Origin of the sequence: Rhizobium acidisoli (assembly GCF_002531755.2) — a bacterium.
In the GTDB taxonomy this organism is placed as follows: domain Bacteria; phylum Pseudomonadota; class Alphaproteobacteria; order Rhizobiales; family Rhizobiaceae; genus Rhizobium; species Rhizobium acidisoli.
In genome coordinates this window covers 647,928-660,560 of sequence record NZ_CP035000.1, presented here as the reverse complement: position 1 = coordinate 660,560, position 12,633 = coordinate 647,928, and the positions used below count along the sequence as shown (strand labels likewise).

Below are 12,633 nucleotides of genomic sequence, written 5' to 3'. Positions count from 1 at the left end.
CGCCGCCATTCAGCCCGCAAGGGCCTGATCGAGATCGCCGATCAGATCGCCCGGCGCCTCTAGCCCCACGGAAAGGCGGAACACGCCGTCGCCGGCAAAGCGTCGATAGTCCTCGAGCTGCTCGGTGGCGAGCTGATAGGTCGTGGACATCATCTCGTCGGTATCGAGCAGCACCACGATCGAGCGCTGGTGGCCGAGCGAAAAGGCGTAATGGGCCACCTTGAGGCGCTCGGCAAGCTGCAAAGCCATTCTGCCTGGCTCCTTTACCTGGAAGGTCACGATGCCGCCGAATACCTCCATCTGCCGTTTCGCCAGATCGTGCTGGGGGTGAGAGGCTAGGCCCGGATAGGTAACGGCCGTTACAGCCGGATGATCTTCCAGAAAGGCCGCCACCTTTGTAGCTGTCGCAGAGATTGTTCGCAGGCGGGGAAATAGCGTGTCGATGCCACGCATGATCAGCCAGGCATTCATGGCAGGCATCGACGCCCCGAGATAGACACCAGCGCGCGAGCGGATCTTCTCCACGAGATCCTTGCGCCCGCAGACAACGCCGCCGAGCGCATCGCCGTGGCCATTGATGAACTTGGTCAGCGAATGAATGACGAGGTCTGCGCCGAACGATAGTGGCTGTGTGGCGACGGGCGTGGCCAGTGTCGAGTCGACCGACATCAACGCACCGTGGCTGCGAACAAGTCCAGCAACGGCAGAAAGATCGGTGAGACGCAGGATCGGATTGCAGGGACTTTCGCAATGGACCAACTTTGTGTTGGGCCTGAAGGCGGCCGCTACCTCGTGCGGCCTGGACATGTTTACCGGGGTCACCTCGATGCCGTAGTCCGGCAATATTCGCCGCGCGAGTTCGTTGGCGCCGGCATAGCAGACATCGCTGATGATCAGATGATCCCCGGTCTTAAGGAACGTCAGGAATGTGGCGCCGATCGCAGCGACGCCGGTCGATGTGGCCACCGCATCGTCGGCGCCCTCGAGCGCGGCTATCCGCTGTTCCAGCTGACGGACAGTGGGATTGGTCCAGCGCGCATAGAGAAAGGGAAGCGCCGTGAGGTCATCCACCCCATCCGCCGAAAAGGAGCCTTCGCCCGGCATCAGCACGTTGTTGACGGACATGGAGATATTCGGCGCGATCGCTTTGGTCGCGGGATCGACCAGGAGCCCGCCGCTGAGTGCCAGAGTGTCGCGGCTCAGACCTTGGCTAGCCACGGGAGTCCTTCTGCTGACGTCGGAGTCTTGGACCGGAAGATGTGAGAGGTTGGCTGCGGTCATGGGGTCCTCTGCATTTGGTTCATCAGAATTCTAAAGACATGGTGCCGTTCCGCGTAATCGACGCAGAAATCTGGCGGAGAAGGGTCAAATTGCGGGGCGATCGAGCCTGTCAGGCCGTAAGGCCGGCGTGATACATCGCCTGATCGATTTCAGCTTCGATGCAGGCGAAACGGTCACCAGAGGCAGTCGGACGTCGCGCCGCATCCGTCCCAGACGCCAGAGCGCATATTTCGGGCCTGCCGGATTGGTTTCCAGGAAAAGTGCCCGGTGGAGCGGCATCAACAAATCCTGGAGTTCGAGCGCACGGTAGAAATCGCCGACAAGGCATGCAGCCTGGAATTCAGCATATAGGCGTGGAGCGACATTTGCCGTGACGGAAATACAGCCATGACCGCCATGCGCCATGTAGCCGAGCGCCGTGCCGTCCTCCCCGGACAGCAGGTTGGAATCGCGGCCACAGGCCATGCGCTCCAGAGACGGGCGCATCGGATTGGCGGTGGCGTCCTTGACGCCAATAACGTTGCGGCAATCACGCCTTAAGCGAGCAAGCGTATCGACGGAAATGTCAACGACGCTGCGCGGCGGAATATTGTAGACGACAATCGGCAGGGAGACGGCCGCGTCTATGGCCCTGAGGTGCTGGTAGAGACCCTCCTGCGTCGGCTTGTTATAGTAGGGCGCCACGATGAGCAGTGCGTCGGCGCCGGCCTGCTCCGCGTGGCGGCAAAAATCGATCGCTTCCTCCGTGCTGTTGGATCCCGCGCCTGCTATCTCCGGAACTCGGCCGCCTGCCGCCTCGACGGTCAACTCGACCAGGCGTTTATGTTCGGCATGTGAGAGGGTCGGGCTCTCTCCAGTCGTTCCGCAGGGGACAAGACCATGACTGCCTTCTGCAATCTGCCATTCCACCAGCACTCGGAAGGCCTCTTCGTCGACCTTTGTGTCGAGAAAGGGCGTGACCAGCGCCGTGATTGATCCTTTGAACATTGCAATCTCCAGAAAAATTACGGGGGTTACCCTTAGCGTCGTATCGGCACTTGCAATTCGACGAGGCGGAATGCGCGCGTGATGACGAGGGTGAGACAGACATAGAAAACGGTGACGATGATCAGGGGCTCGTAGACGAGCAACGTGTCCTGTCTGACCTTGTAGGCGACCGCGTAGAGATCCATCACCGTGACTGTGAAAGCAAGCGGTGTCGCTTTCAGCTGCAGCACCACTTCACCCCCGATGGTCGGTAGTGCGATGCGGATCGCCCGCGGCAGCCAGATGCGGCGCAGAAGCGTCCAGCGGCTCATGCCGAAGGCGCGTCCCGCCTCCAGTTCACCTTTCGGCACGGCAAGCAGCGCGCCGCGCAGCACCTCGGCTTCATAAGCCGCATAATTGAGCGTGAAGCTGACCGCGGCGAAGAAGAAGCCTTCGCGCACGATTGGCCAGAGAAAGCTGGTGCGCAGACCGGGAATCATTGGCAGCAGCGATCCGACACCGTAGTAGAGCAGCCAAAGCTGAATCAGTAGCGGCGTACCGCGAAAACTGGTGCAATAAGCCTTTGCACAGCCCCGCAACCACACGGGGCCATTCACTTGCGCGAGCGCAAGACCGATCGCCAGGATGAAGCCGAAGACCACTGAAATGACGAGTAGGAGCAAGGTCTGGATCGCACCAGCGACGATCAGCGGCCAGTAGTTGAAAATCCACGAAAAATCCATCATTCGCTCCTCAAGCTGCTTTCGGCTGTCCGCGCCGGAAATAGGCCTCAAGACTGCCGAACACGACATTGGAGAAGATGGTGATCATCAGGTAGATGACGGCGGCAGCAAAAAAGAACAGGAAATAGTGCTTGGTGTTGCCGGCGGCGAGCCGCGTGGCGAGTGCCAGTTCCTGGTAACCTACGACGGCAATCAGTGCGCTGTCCTTTGTCACCGACATCCACAGATTGGTTAGGCCCGGCAAGGCATTCGGCATCAGCGCCGGTAGCACGATGCGCCGGAACCGGAGCCAGGGCCCCATACCGAAAGCACTGGCAGCCTCGATCTGACCGACGGGGATTGCGAGAATAGCGCCGCGCAGCACTTCCGTCATATAAGCGCCCTGCACGATCCCTAGCACCGCGACGGCGGCAAGGAACCCATTGATCTCGACCGGCGGGAAGCCCAGCGCCGAAAGCAGTCTGTTGATGCCATCGGTGCCCGCATAATAGAGGCCGATGATCAAGATCAGCTCCGGCACGGCGCGCATGGCGGTTGTATAGAAGTCCAAAATCACGAGGATGGCACGGCCGCCTTTGAGCTTTCCGGCCGAACCTGCGAGCCCGATGACAATGCCAAGGAAATAGGCACCCAGTGAGATCAGGATGGTTGATAGCGCGCCTGAAAGCAGCGCCCCGCCCCATCCTGGCGGATAGGGGGAAAGCAGTTCCACGATGGATGGATTTGTCTGCATGGAGAAATGCTCCTGAGCGACCCATCAAGGCCGCGTCGACTCGACATTAGGATCTTGAGGGATGGATGAGGCGGGAGGCTGCGGTGGCTCCCGCCTCATCGCGATCACTCGCCGTAGGGGTCGAAGTCGAAATACTTCTTGGAGATCTCGGCGTATTTTCCACTAGCCCTAACAGCGGCGATGGCTGAGTTCAGCTTGGCGAGGAGTTCCGTATCTTCCTTGCGCAAGCCACCACCGATCCCCCGTCCAAGAATAGCCGGATCGTCTTTGACGTTACCCATGTCGGAGCAGCAGCCTTTGCCGAAGTCGGAATGGATGAACGCCATCAGCGGAATGGAATCGCCGAAAACATAGTCGATGCGGCCGACAGCAAGATCCTGGAATGCCTCGTCGAGCGTGGCGTAGGTCTTCTCGGATGCCGCGCCCGCATAGTACTTCTTATAGTAATCCGACTGGATCGTAGAGACCTGTATGCCGATCGTCTTGCCGCTAACATCGGCGACAGTCGTACCAGGCTTGGCACCTTCGGCGCCGATCAGCTTGCTTGGCGTATTGTAATATTTGTCCGTGAATGCGATGGTCTTCTCGCGTTCGTCGGTGATTGACATCGATGACCAGATGACGTCGAACTTCTTGGATTGAAGACCGGGAATTAGGCCATCCCAGGACATGTCGACGATGGAGCAGCTCTCCTTCATCTCGGCGCAGACGGCATTCATCATATCGACTTCCCAGCCGACCCATTTGCCGCTTGCGTCCTTGGCAAAGAACGGCGGATAGGCTTCATTCATGATGCCGAAGCGAACCTCAGCATGTGCGGCCACGGCAGAGACAAGGAGCGCAGCTCCGGCAGCGAGATAGATTGCAGTTTTCACGTTCATTCCCCTTTTTTATATTGAAGCGTGTAGCGTTAGTGACGCGATGCACTGGTGAACTCACGGCAACGCTCGCTAGACGGATTGCCGAAAATCTGTTCTGGCGTGCCCTCTTCCTCCACGCGGCCGCGATGGAGGAACATCACGTGATTCGAAACGTCGCGGGCAAATTTCATCTCATGCGTGACCAGCAGCATCGTGCGGCCCTCTTCGGCCAGATTGCGGATAACCTTGAGCACCTCCCCGACAAGTTCGGGATCAAGCGCCGATGTCGGTTCGTCGAACAGCATCACCGAGGGCTCGATACAGAGCGCTCGCGCGATGGAAGCGCGCTGCTGCTGGCCGCCTGACAGGAAAGCCGGATAGGCGTCGCGCTTTTCGTAAAGGCCTACCTTGTGCAGTAGGGCCTCCGCCTTCTCTATGGCTTCCCTGCGACTGGTGCCCAGGACATGCACTGGCGCTTCGATCACATTCTCCAGCACGGTCATGTGGGCCCAGAGGTTGAAACTTTGAAATACCATGCCTAGGCCGGCGCGAATGCGCTCCACCTGCCGCCAGTTGGCGGGATGGACCTTGCCCTCCCTTTCGGCCTTCATCAGCACTTCCTCACCATTGATGACGAAGCGGCCGCGATCGGGAATCTCCAGAAAGTTAATGCAGCGCAGAAATGTGCTCTTGCCAGAACCGGAGGAACCGATCAGCGAGATCACATCGCCCTTTCTCGCTGCAAGGGAAATTCCCTTCAGCACTTCATGGGAGCCGTAGCTCTTATGCACGTCATCCACGCGTAGCGCGTAGGAATCATCGGTCATCATTCACTTCGTTCCCCACGTCTGAGCGACTTGTTTTCCCTTAGCTTATCGCTAACCCGCACAGCTTGGCCGCGCAGTTGGTCTCATTTGAGAGTTTAGCCTGCCCGATTGCGAGATTTTTTGCAGAGTCTCCGCGCGTCAGGCGCGGTTGATGCAGATTACTTTCGGCTGCGTCATATCCTCGTAGGCAAAACGCACGCCCTCGCGTCCCATGCTGCCATGCTTGAAGCCTCCGAAGGGCATGGCGTCGAAGCGATAGTCCGAGGAGTCGTTGATCATGACTCCGCCGGCTTCTATGCCGGCAGCCGCCTCCAGCGCGTCAGCGAGATTGTCCGTGAAAATTCCCGCGTGCAGGCTGTAGTCGGGCTCGTTGGCCAGACGGATCGCGTCCCTAAGCGTCTCGAAACGTTCGAGCATAACCACCGGCGCAAAGATTTCCTCCCGCCAGAGCCGGCCGTCATGCGGAACACTCTCGAGGACTGTCGGACTGTAGATTGCGCGCTTGCGCTGGTGCCCGCAAAGAAGCCGCGCACCGCCACTGATCGCCTCATCGACAGCAACCTCCGCCCGCTCGGCCGCAGCCTCCGAAATCATCGGCCCGACGTCCGTCCCCTCAGAACTCGGATCGCCGGCGACAACCCTTGCGGTTCCGGCCACGAAGGCGTCACGAAAGCGGTCATAGCAGGCGGCCTGAACGAGGATGCGTTGTGTGCCGATGCAGTTTTGGCCAGCCGCCCAGTAGCCTCCGGAAACGCATCCCTCTACCGCCTTGCCGATATTGCAGTCTGCCATCACGATGACCGGCGCGTTGCCGCCGAGATCCATGGCAAGTTTCTTCAAGCCGGCGGACCGGGAGATCGCCTCCCCTGTCGCAAACCCACCGGTAAACGACACCATCCGAACATCCCGGGCCGAAACGATTGCGCGCCCTAGCTCCGCACCACCGATTGCCACGGTGACGATTGCTTCCGGCAGGCCTGCTTTAATCAATGTCTCGACCAGCTTGAGTGCCGAAAACGGCGCAAGCTCGGAAGGCTTCAAAAGAACCGCATTGCCCCCGGCAATCGCGGGGCCGAGTTTGTGCGCGACGAGGTTCAGGGGGTCGTTGTACGGCGTGATGGCGGCGATGATCCCGAGTGGTTCCCTGGTAAACCAACCCTGACGCGCCTCCGAGCCCGCGTAGGCATCGAACGGAACGATCTCTCCGGCATTGCGCTTGGCCTCCTCCGCAGAGAGCTTCAGTGTATTGACGCAGCGCAACGTCTCCTTACGTGCCTGTACGATCGTCTTGCCCGCCTCGCGGACAATGGTGCGGGCGAAGTCCTCGCTTTGCTCGTCGACTAGCCTTGCAGCCTTTTCCAGAATGGCCGCCCTGCGATGCCGGGGCAGTGCGCGCGACAGCGCCGTTCCCTGTCTCGCGCGGGTTAGAAGTGCGTCGACATCGTCGGGGTCGCTCACCATTACGCGCCCGACAAGCGAGCCGTCATAGGGGTTCAGAACGTCGATCCCGTCCTCACGCTGAGCGATCAGGGGCTTCGCTGCGGTCATTCTGCGGCTTCCTTCGTCGTGTAGGCCGGTTCGGCACGGTGGATGGCGATAATATCCGAGAGAAGCGCATAGGCCGTCTCGACGCGCCCGGCTCCCGGACCGGTAACGGTAACGGCGCCAAGCAAATCGGTCCGGAATGAAATCGCATTGGTGGCCCCACTTACCCCTGCGAGCGGATGGTCGAGGGCGAGGCGGCGCGGTGCCACGGAGGCTTCGATCCGGCCGTTCTCATTGCGGTAGGCTGAGCCGATCAACTTCCAGCGGCAGCCGTCCTTAGCGGCGGCCTCGATATCGGATGCGGTAAGCGACGAGATTCCCTTGCAGGACACATCGGCCGGCTTGAGCGCGCCACCCAGCAGTTCATTCGCCAGGATGACCACCTTGAGCCGCACATCGTAACCCTCGACGTCTGCAGTCGGATCGGCCTCGGCATAACCCATCGCCTGCGCCTCGCTCACAGCTGCGGAAAAGCCAAGCCCCGCCTCCATGCGACCCAAAACGTAATTCGAGGTGCCGTTGAGGATACCTTCGAAACCAGTGAGGCACGCGCCGGCAAGTGTGGTTTTCGCCATGCGGATGACCGGTGTTCCGCTCATCACCGCTCCTTCGTATTCGAAAGCGACATGGTGGCGCCGAGCGAGCATTTTCAGTTCGGCCGCCGCAAGCGCAGCCGGCCCCTTGTTCGTTGTCACGACGTGCTTGCCGCTCTCAAGCGCCCAGCGGCAATGGGAAACGGCCGGTTCACCATCATCGGGGTTAGTGAAGGTGGCTTCCGCAATGATGTCGGCAGGTGCGTGCCGGATGACCTTCTCATTGTCGGCCTCGGCTGATCCGCCAGACAGCTTGGCGAAGCCGCCTCTTTCGAATTTCGTCTCGACGAGCATGCGCGCATCGATACCGTTAGCCGAGACAACCGAACCGAGATCGAGGTCGGTGACGGCAACGATGTTGAGCCGAAAGCCAAGCTCCGCCTGCCATTGCTCGTTCCGCTCGGCGACGAGCTGGGCAAGAGCCCGGTTGACTCCACCAAACCCGATAAGCGCGATGTTGTATTGTACCATGTCGGTTCCTCATCTTGAGTGATGGGAACAGCATGAAGGCGCAGAGAGTCAGCCGGAAGCCCGCAGAACGACCAAAAGATTGGCCGGTCTGCACTGCGCCGGCCACAATTGCGCAGCATCCATCCGAAATAGGCAGATTGGAAATAATGGCCGCATAGATCGCCGGGATTCTGCGGCTTCGCCGCGCAAACTATGCATATGATGCGTCCGAACCAGGGCGAAGGAATGACACCATGGAACCAATTGACTCTTATGACCGCAAAATTCTCGGCATCATCCAGCTCGATTGCCAGATAAAGGCTGAGGCGATCGGCGACCTTATGGGACTCTCCGCGTCAGCGGTGCAGCGGCGCCTCAAGCGGTTGCGTGATTGCGGCATCATCACCGCCGAGATTGCACTTGTCGACCGCAAGGCTGTCGGTAATCCCATGACATTCATCGCAGGCATGGAGATCGAACGCGAGAACTACGACGCACTATCCAAGTTCCGGGTCTGGCTGGCCAAGCAGGAGCATATCCAACAGGTCTACTATGTGACCGGCGCGGTCGACTTGGTTGCCATCATCACCGCGCGCAGTGTCGAGCACTATGACGAGCTCACGGCCAATCTGATGTCCGAGAATCCCCAGATCAAGCGCATTCATACCAATGTTGTCCTGAAGGACCTTAAGCTCGGCATGTTCGTTCCGGTTTCAGAATAGTTCAGACGAACGGGCGCGGCTACATGGTTGAACGCGGCGAATTGGCTCGCCTTGAAAGGACTCGAACTGGTGACGCCCTATTCAAATCTGAGATTGTTCGCCTGCAACAAGCTTAAAGGGTAGGCAGCGCGCCACGCTCACCGTTCAAACCGCTCTAGCATTTTTCTCAACTGCGCGTTTTGCAACGTTAGCTTTCTGGCCAGCTGATCCCTGAGCATCCTGATCTCGTCATCGAGGCTCATCCCGTTTGCAGTTTGGATAAATTGGGGATCGTTCGCAATCGCCACCGCTTCCTTGCTGCGGCGCCTTTGCTCGCGCGGTGCGACCTCGGCAGTTCGCTTGATTCTAGCGGCATCATTCACAGCGGTGACGTCGAAACCGGTACCACCGGATATAGTGGGATCAGCGACCTCCACGATTTCGGCGACTTCGCCGTCGACCTTGTCCTGGACATCGCTTTCGGCTTCTTCGGAATGCACAGGCTCGATGGAAATTGCACCGGGTTGACCGTGACGAGGTAGCTCCGCGCCTGCCGGCCGACCATCGCTATTCAGGCTGTCCTCGGCAGGCGTTTCAGTCGGACCAGAACTAGGCAACGCCTCCGCCGAAACCTTCTCGGTCGAGTCGCTTTTTCGCTTTTGTTCGCGTCCCGGTGAGACCAGTCGGGCAAGAAATTTCCAGGGAGATGCCATCTATCTGACCTCGCGTTTTATCCCGCAAGCAGGCTGCAAGTTTCAGTTCCGGCAACAGCATTCACCGTTGCCAAATTGTATCTCTTGCATGGAAATGCGGCCGGCGGTTGACCGGCTGCTTATATCAATCGAGCTTCAGCCGTTTGCGCAGATCGGCATTTTCAGCGCGAAGTTTTTCAGCCAGAAGCTTGCGCAGCCGCTGATTTTCCTCTTCCAACTGCAAAAGGTCTGCCATCTCGTCTATCGCTGTCATCGGCGCGGCAGGCGCCGGCTGCACAGCCTTTGGAGCGCGGCGCACAGGTGCGCGTTTGGCACTCGCGGCAGCTTCGACCACCTTTGTCTTGCGCCCTCTCCTCTTCACACCACCGGCGCCGGCCAGACCAGCTGCTGGCCCTGCCGTAGTGTCAGCTGACGCGGTCTCGAGTGCCGCGGCTTTCTTGGCCCTGGGTTTGCGCTGTTTCTTCGACGTAACTGGCGTTTCGACAACGGCCGGCACATCGGCACCGGTTGCAGTATCAGTCTCGTCGGCCATGCTTATCTCCTGTGTATTTGATGCAGTTGTCGACGGCTCAAGAGGCGGTGTCAACAACGACTCAACCTGATCTGGTTTTGGTAGAGAAATTTCGCTGTCGGATTTGCCACTCTGAGAGCTATCCGACAGAAACGGCATTGCCTCTTCGTCTAGGTCGCGAGCGACGGACTTTAGGTTCACGTTGCCCCAGATCGAGTTCGACCTGGTATCGAGTTTTCGCCTGCCGCTTTTGTACTCAACGGTGTTGGTTTCCACGCAGAACTGAGCCGGTTAGGCGCATAATTTCCATTGAGAATTGAGCCATGTGAACCTTCCCCCAACGCGGTGAGCGACGGGGGCAACGGAGTGATCCACATGGGACTTAAATATCATCCGTCGGATGGCGCTTCGGGAGAAGCAGTCGATCCGCGAGATCAGCCGACGAACCGGATTGTCGCGCAATACGATCGCGAAGTATTTGAGCGCCGGCACGATCGAGCCGAAGTTCACGGTACCGGAACGACCAAGCAAGCTTGATCCGTTCGCCGACAAACTCGCTGGCTGGCTGAAGACCGAGGCCGGGAGGTCACGCAAGCAGCGCCGAACGCTGAAGCAACTTCATGCCGATCTGATGGCTCTGGGCTTTACCGGGTCCTACGGCCGGGTCGCCGCCTTCGCCCGTGAGTGGCGGATTGAGCAGCAGATATCGGGCCGCGGCATATTCGTTCCGCTGTCTTTCCGCGCTGGCGAGGCATTCCAATTTGATTGGAGTGAGGACTATGCCGTGATCGGCGGCGAACGCACGAAGCTTCAGGTCGCCCACATCAAGCTATCGCACAGCCGAGCTTTTCTGATCAGGGCCTACCTGCTGCAAACCCACGAGATGCTCTTTGACGCTCATTGGCACGGCTTCCGCGTGTTCGGCGGTGTGCCTAGTCGCGGCATCTACGATAACATGAAGACTGCAGTCGACCGTGTTGGCCGCGGCAAGGAGCGACAGGTCAATATCCGTTTCCTGGCAATGACGAACCACTACGTCTTTGCGCCTGAGTTCTGCAATCCCGCCGCGGGTTGGGAGAAGGGTCAGGTCGAGAAAAACGTCCAGGATGCCCGACCGCGGCTGTGGCAACAGATGCCGGACTTCCCGGATTTATTGGCGTTGAACGCATGGCTGGAACAGCATTGCCAAGACCTGTGGCGCGAGACCCAGCACGGCACTTTGCCCGGCACGATTGCGGACATCTGGGTCGCCGAGCAGGCTGCTCTGATGGCATTACCTGCCGCTTTCGATGGCTTTGTCGAACAGAGCAAGCGCGTCTCGCCGACTTGCCTGATTACCTTCGAGCGGAACCGCTACAGCGTGCCCGCGTCGTTTGCTAACCGGCCCGTCAGCCTGCGGATTTATCCGGAGCGGCTGGTCGTTGCGGCCGAGGGCAATATCCTATGCGAGCATGCGCGGGTTATTGAGAGGAGTCACGACAAACCGCCGCGAACGATTTACGACTGGCGGCATTACCTTGCGGTCATCCAACGCAAACCTGGTGCCCTGCGCAATGGTGCGCCCTTCCTGGAATTGCCGTTGGCCTTTCGACGGCTGCAGGACCAGATGCTTCGCCGCCCTGGCGGTGATCGTGAGATGGTCGATATCCTTGCTCTCGTTCTTCATCACGACGAACAGGTCGTCGTCAGGGCTGTGGAACTGGCTCTGGATGCGGGCGTAGCGACGAAGACGCATGTGCTGAACCTGCTGCATCGGCTGATCGACGGCAAGACGACCGATGGCCCCGATATCGATACGCCACACGCGTTGACCTTGCTTCACGAACCCAAGGCCAATGTCGAGCGCTACGATGGTCTGCGCGTCCGGATCGGAGGTCGCCATGCGTCATGATCCTGCCAGCGCCGCAGTCGTCATCATGCTGCGTAGCCTGAAGATGTATGGCATGGCCCAGGCTGTCACTGACCTGATCGAGCAAGGAGCCCCGGCTTTCGATGCGGCCGTGCCGATCCTGTCCCAGTTGCTGAAGGCCGAGATGGCCGAGCGCGAGGTCCGTTCCATCGCCTATCACATGAAGGCTGCTCGCTTCCCAGCCTACAAGGACATCTCCGGGTTCGACTTCGCCGCCAGCGAGATCAACGAAGCGACGGTGCGCCAGTTGCACCGATGCGAGTTCATGGACGGAGCGCATAATATTGTGCTTGTCGGCGGACCGGGCACAGGAAAAACACATGTCGCGACCGCCCTCGCAGTCCAGGCGATTGAGCATCATCGCCGAAAAGTTCGCTTCTTCTCGACCATAGAATTGGTCAATGCGCTCGAGCAGGAGAAGGCCAAAGGCAAGGCGGGCCAGATCGCTGAGACGCTGGTTCGCCTCGATCTGCTGATCCTCGATGAACTCGGATACCTTCCGTTCAGTGCCTCAGGCGGAGCGCTGCTCTTCCATCTGCTGAGCAAGCTTTATGAACGCACCAGCGTCATCATTACCACCAACCTCAGCTTCAGCGAGTGGGCCACCGTCTTTGGGGACGCCAAGATGACGACCGCTCTGCTCGACCGCCTGACCCATCGTTGTCATATCCTGGAAACCGGCAACGACAGCTTCCGATTCAAAGCCAGCTCGGCTGCCGCAGCACAGAGGAAAGGAGAAAAAACCAATCCCTTGACCAAACCCTGATCAGAAAACCATACTCAGAGGTGGCTCACTTCTCG

The 12,633-nt window shown here is 59.3% G+C and carries 12 protein-coding genes and 1 pseudogene; 3 read left to right on the top strand and 10 right to left on the bottom strand.

Annotated features, from left to right (window positions below; genetic code table 11):
- Positions 1-9: 9 nt before the first annotated feature.
- The 8 genes and pseudogenes from CO657_RS28695 to CO657_RS28660 all read right to left on the bottom strand — a co-directional run bounded on the left by CO657_RS28695 (position 10) and on the right by CO657_RS28660 (position 8,019).
- Entirely contained in the window at positions 10-1,281 is a 1,272-nt protein-coding gene (locus CO657_RS28695; protein WP_054186251.1) for a trans-sulfuration enzyme family protein, read from the bottom strand.
- 109 nt (positions 1,282-1,390) lie between these two features.
- Positions 1,391-2,268, bottom strand: a pseudogene (gene dapA, locus CO657_RS28690) (4-hydroxy-tetrahydrodipicolinate synthase).
- A 32-nt stretch (positions 2,269-2,300) separates the two neighbouring features.
- Positions 2,301-2,990 (bottom strand): ABC transporter permease, encoded by a 690-nt coding sequence (locus CO657_RS28685; protein ID WP_029531843.1) that lies wholly within the window; start codon positions 2,988-2,990, stop codon positions 2,301-2,303.
- 10 nt (positions 2,991-3,000) lie between these two features.
- Positions 3,001-3,723 carry an ABC transporter permease gene (locus tag CO657_RS28680; RefSeq protein ID WP_054186252.1) on the bottom strand — a complete coding sequence of 241 codons (723 nt, stop codon included), beginning with the start codon at positions 3,721-3,723 and terminating at the stop codon, positions 3,001-3,003.
- Between the two features lie 104 nt (positions 3,724-3,827).
- Positions 3,828-4,604, bottom strand: coding sequence for a transporter substrate-binding domain-containing protein (locus CO657_RS28675; protein ID WP_054186253.1), 777 nt, complete (start codon positions 4,602-4,604; stop codon positions 3,828-3,830).
- A gap of 29 nt (positions 4,605-4,633) precedes the next feature.
- A complete protein-coding gene (locus tag CO657_RS28670; RefSeq protein WP_082366421.1) occupies positions 4,634-5,413 on the bottom strand; it encodes an ABC transporter ATP-binding protein in 780 nt (259 codons plus the stop codon).
- A 135-nt stretch (positions 5,414-5,548) separates the two neighbouring features.
- On the bottom strand, positions 5,549-6,958 hold the full coding sequence (locus CO657_RS28665; RefSeq protein WP_054186254.1) for an aldehyde dehydrogenase family protein: 1,410 nt from the start codon (positions 6,956-6,958) through the stop codon (positions 5,549-5,551).
- Positions 6,955-8,019 carry a homoserine dehydrogenase gene (locus CO657_RS28660; RefSeq protein ID WP_016736152.1) on the bottom strand — a complete coding sequence of 355 codons (1,065 nt, stop codon included), beginning with the start codon at positions 8,017-8,019 and terminating at the stop codon, positions 6,955-6,957. Before CO657_RS28660 ends, CO657_RS28665 begins: the two co-directional genes overlap by 4 nt.
- A gap of 233 nt (positions 8,020-8,252) precedes the next feature.
- On the opposite strand from CO657_RS28660, the gene CO657_RS28655 reads away from it, so the two are divergent.
- On the top strand, positions 8,253-8,720 hold the full coding sequence (locus CO657_RS28655; RefSeq protein WP_054186255.1) for an Lrp/AsnC family transcriptional regulator: 468 nt from the start codon (positions 8,253-8,255) through the stop codon (positions 8,718-8,720).
- A gap of 137 nt (positions 8,721-8,857) precedes the next feature.
- On the opposite strand, the gene CO657_RS28650 is transcribed toward CO657_RS28655, so the two are convergent.
- Positions 8,858-9,412: a hypothetical protein gene (locus tag CO657_RS28650; protein WP_054186256.1), complete on the bottom strand. Its 555-nt coding sequence runs from the start codon at positions 9,410-9,412 to the stop codon at positions 8,858-8,860.
- A 124-nt stretch (positions 9,413-9,536) separates the two neighbouring features.
- The gene (locus tag CO657_RS28645; RefSeq protein ID WP_082366422.1) at positions 9,537-10,199 is read right to left on the bottom strand and encodes an MreC domain-containing protein; all 663 of its coding nucleotides are present in this window, start codon (positions 10,197-10,199) and stop codon (positions 9,537-9,539) included.
- A gap of 124 nt (positions 10,200-10,323) precedes the next feature.
- Here CO657_RS28645 and istA point away from each other — a divergent pair, with 124 nt between their 5' ends.
- Together istA and istB are read left to right on the top strand one after the other, a co-directional pair.
- A complete protein-coding gene (gene istA / locus CO657_RS28640) occupies positions 10,324-11,814 on the top strand; it encodes an IS21 family transposase (RefSeq protein WP_063856486.1) in 1,491 nt (496 codons plus the stop codon).
- Positions 11,804-12,598, top strand: coding sequence for an IS21-like element helper ATPase IstB (gene istB, locus CO657_RS28635; protein WP_054186382.1), 795 nt, complete (start codon positions 11,804-11,806; stop codon positions 12,596-12,598). The genes istA and istB overlap by 11 nt, the downstream gene beginning before the upstream one ends.
- Positions 12,599-12,633: the final 35 nt, after the last annotated feature.

What these genes read in the sequence shown, in the direction of transcription:
- CO657_RS28660 (WP_016736152.1), bottom strand. Translation starts at nt 8,019, where the DNA reads ATGGTACAATACAACATCGCGCTTATCGGGTTTGGTGGAGTCAACCGG.
- CO657_RS28670 (WP_082366421.1), bottom strand. Translation starts at nt 5,413, where the DNA reads ATGATGACCGATGATTCCTACGCGCTACGCGTGGATGACGTGCATAAG.
- CO657_RS28650 (WP_054186256.1), bottom strand. Translation starts at nt 9,412, where the DNA reads ATGGCATCTCCCTGGAAATTTCTTGCCCGACTGGTCTCACCGGGACGC.
- CO657_RS28680 (WP_054186252.1), bottom strand. Translation starts at nt 3,723, where the DNA reads ATGCAGACAAATCCATCCATCGTGGAACTGCTTTCCCCCTATCCGCCA.
- CO657_RS28675 (WP_054186253.1), bottom strand. Translation starts at nt 4,604, where the DNA reads ATGAACGTGAAAACTGCAATCTATCTCGCTGCCGGAGCTGCGCTCCTT.
- istB (WP_054186382.1), top strand. Translation starts at nt 11,804, where the DNA reads ATGCGTCATGATCCTGCCAGCGCCGCAGTCGTCATCATGCTGCGTAGC.
- CO657_RS28665 (WP_054186254.1), bottom strand. Translation starts at nt 6,958, where the DNA reads ATGACCGCAGCGAAGCCCCTGATCGCTCAGCGTGAGGACGGGATCGAC.
- CO657_RS28655 (WP_054186255.1), top strand. Translation starts at nt 8,253, where the DNA reads ATGGAACCAATTGACTCTTATGACCGCAAAATTCTCGGCATCATCCAG.
- CO657_RS28695 (WP_054186251.1), bottom strand. Translation starts at nt 1,281, where the DNA reads ATGACCGCAGCCAACCTCTCACATCTTCCGGTCCAAGACTCCGACGTC.
- CO657_RS28685 (WP_029531843.1), bottom strand. Translation starts at nt 2,990, where the DNA reads ATGGATTTTTCGTGGATTTTCAACTACTGGCCGCTGATCGTCGCTGGT.
- istA (WP_063856486.1), top strand. Translation starts at nt 10,324, where the DNA reads ATGGCGCTTCGGGAGAAGCAGTCGATCCGCGAGATCAGCCGACGAACC.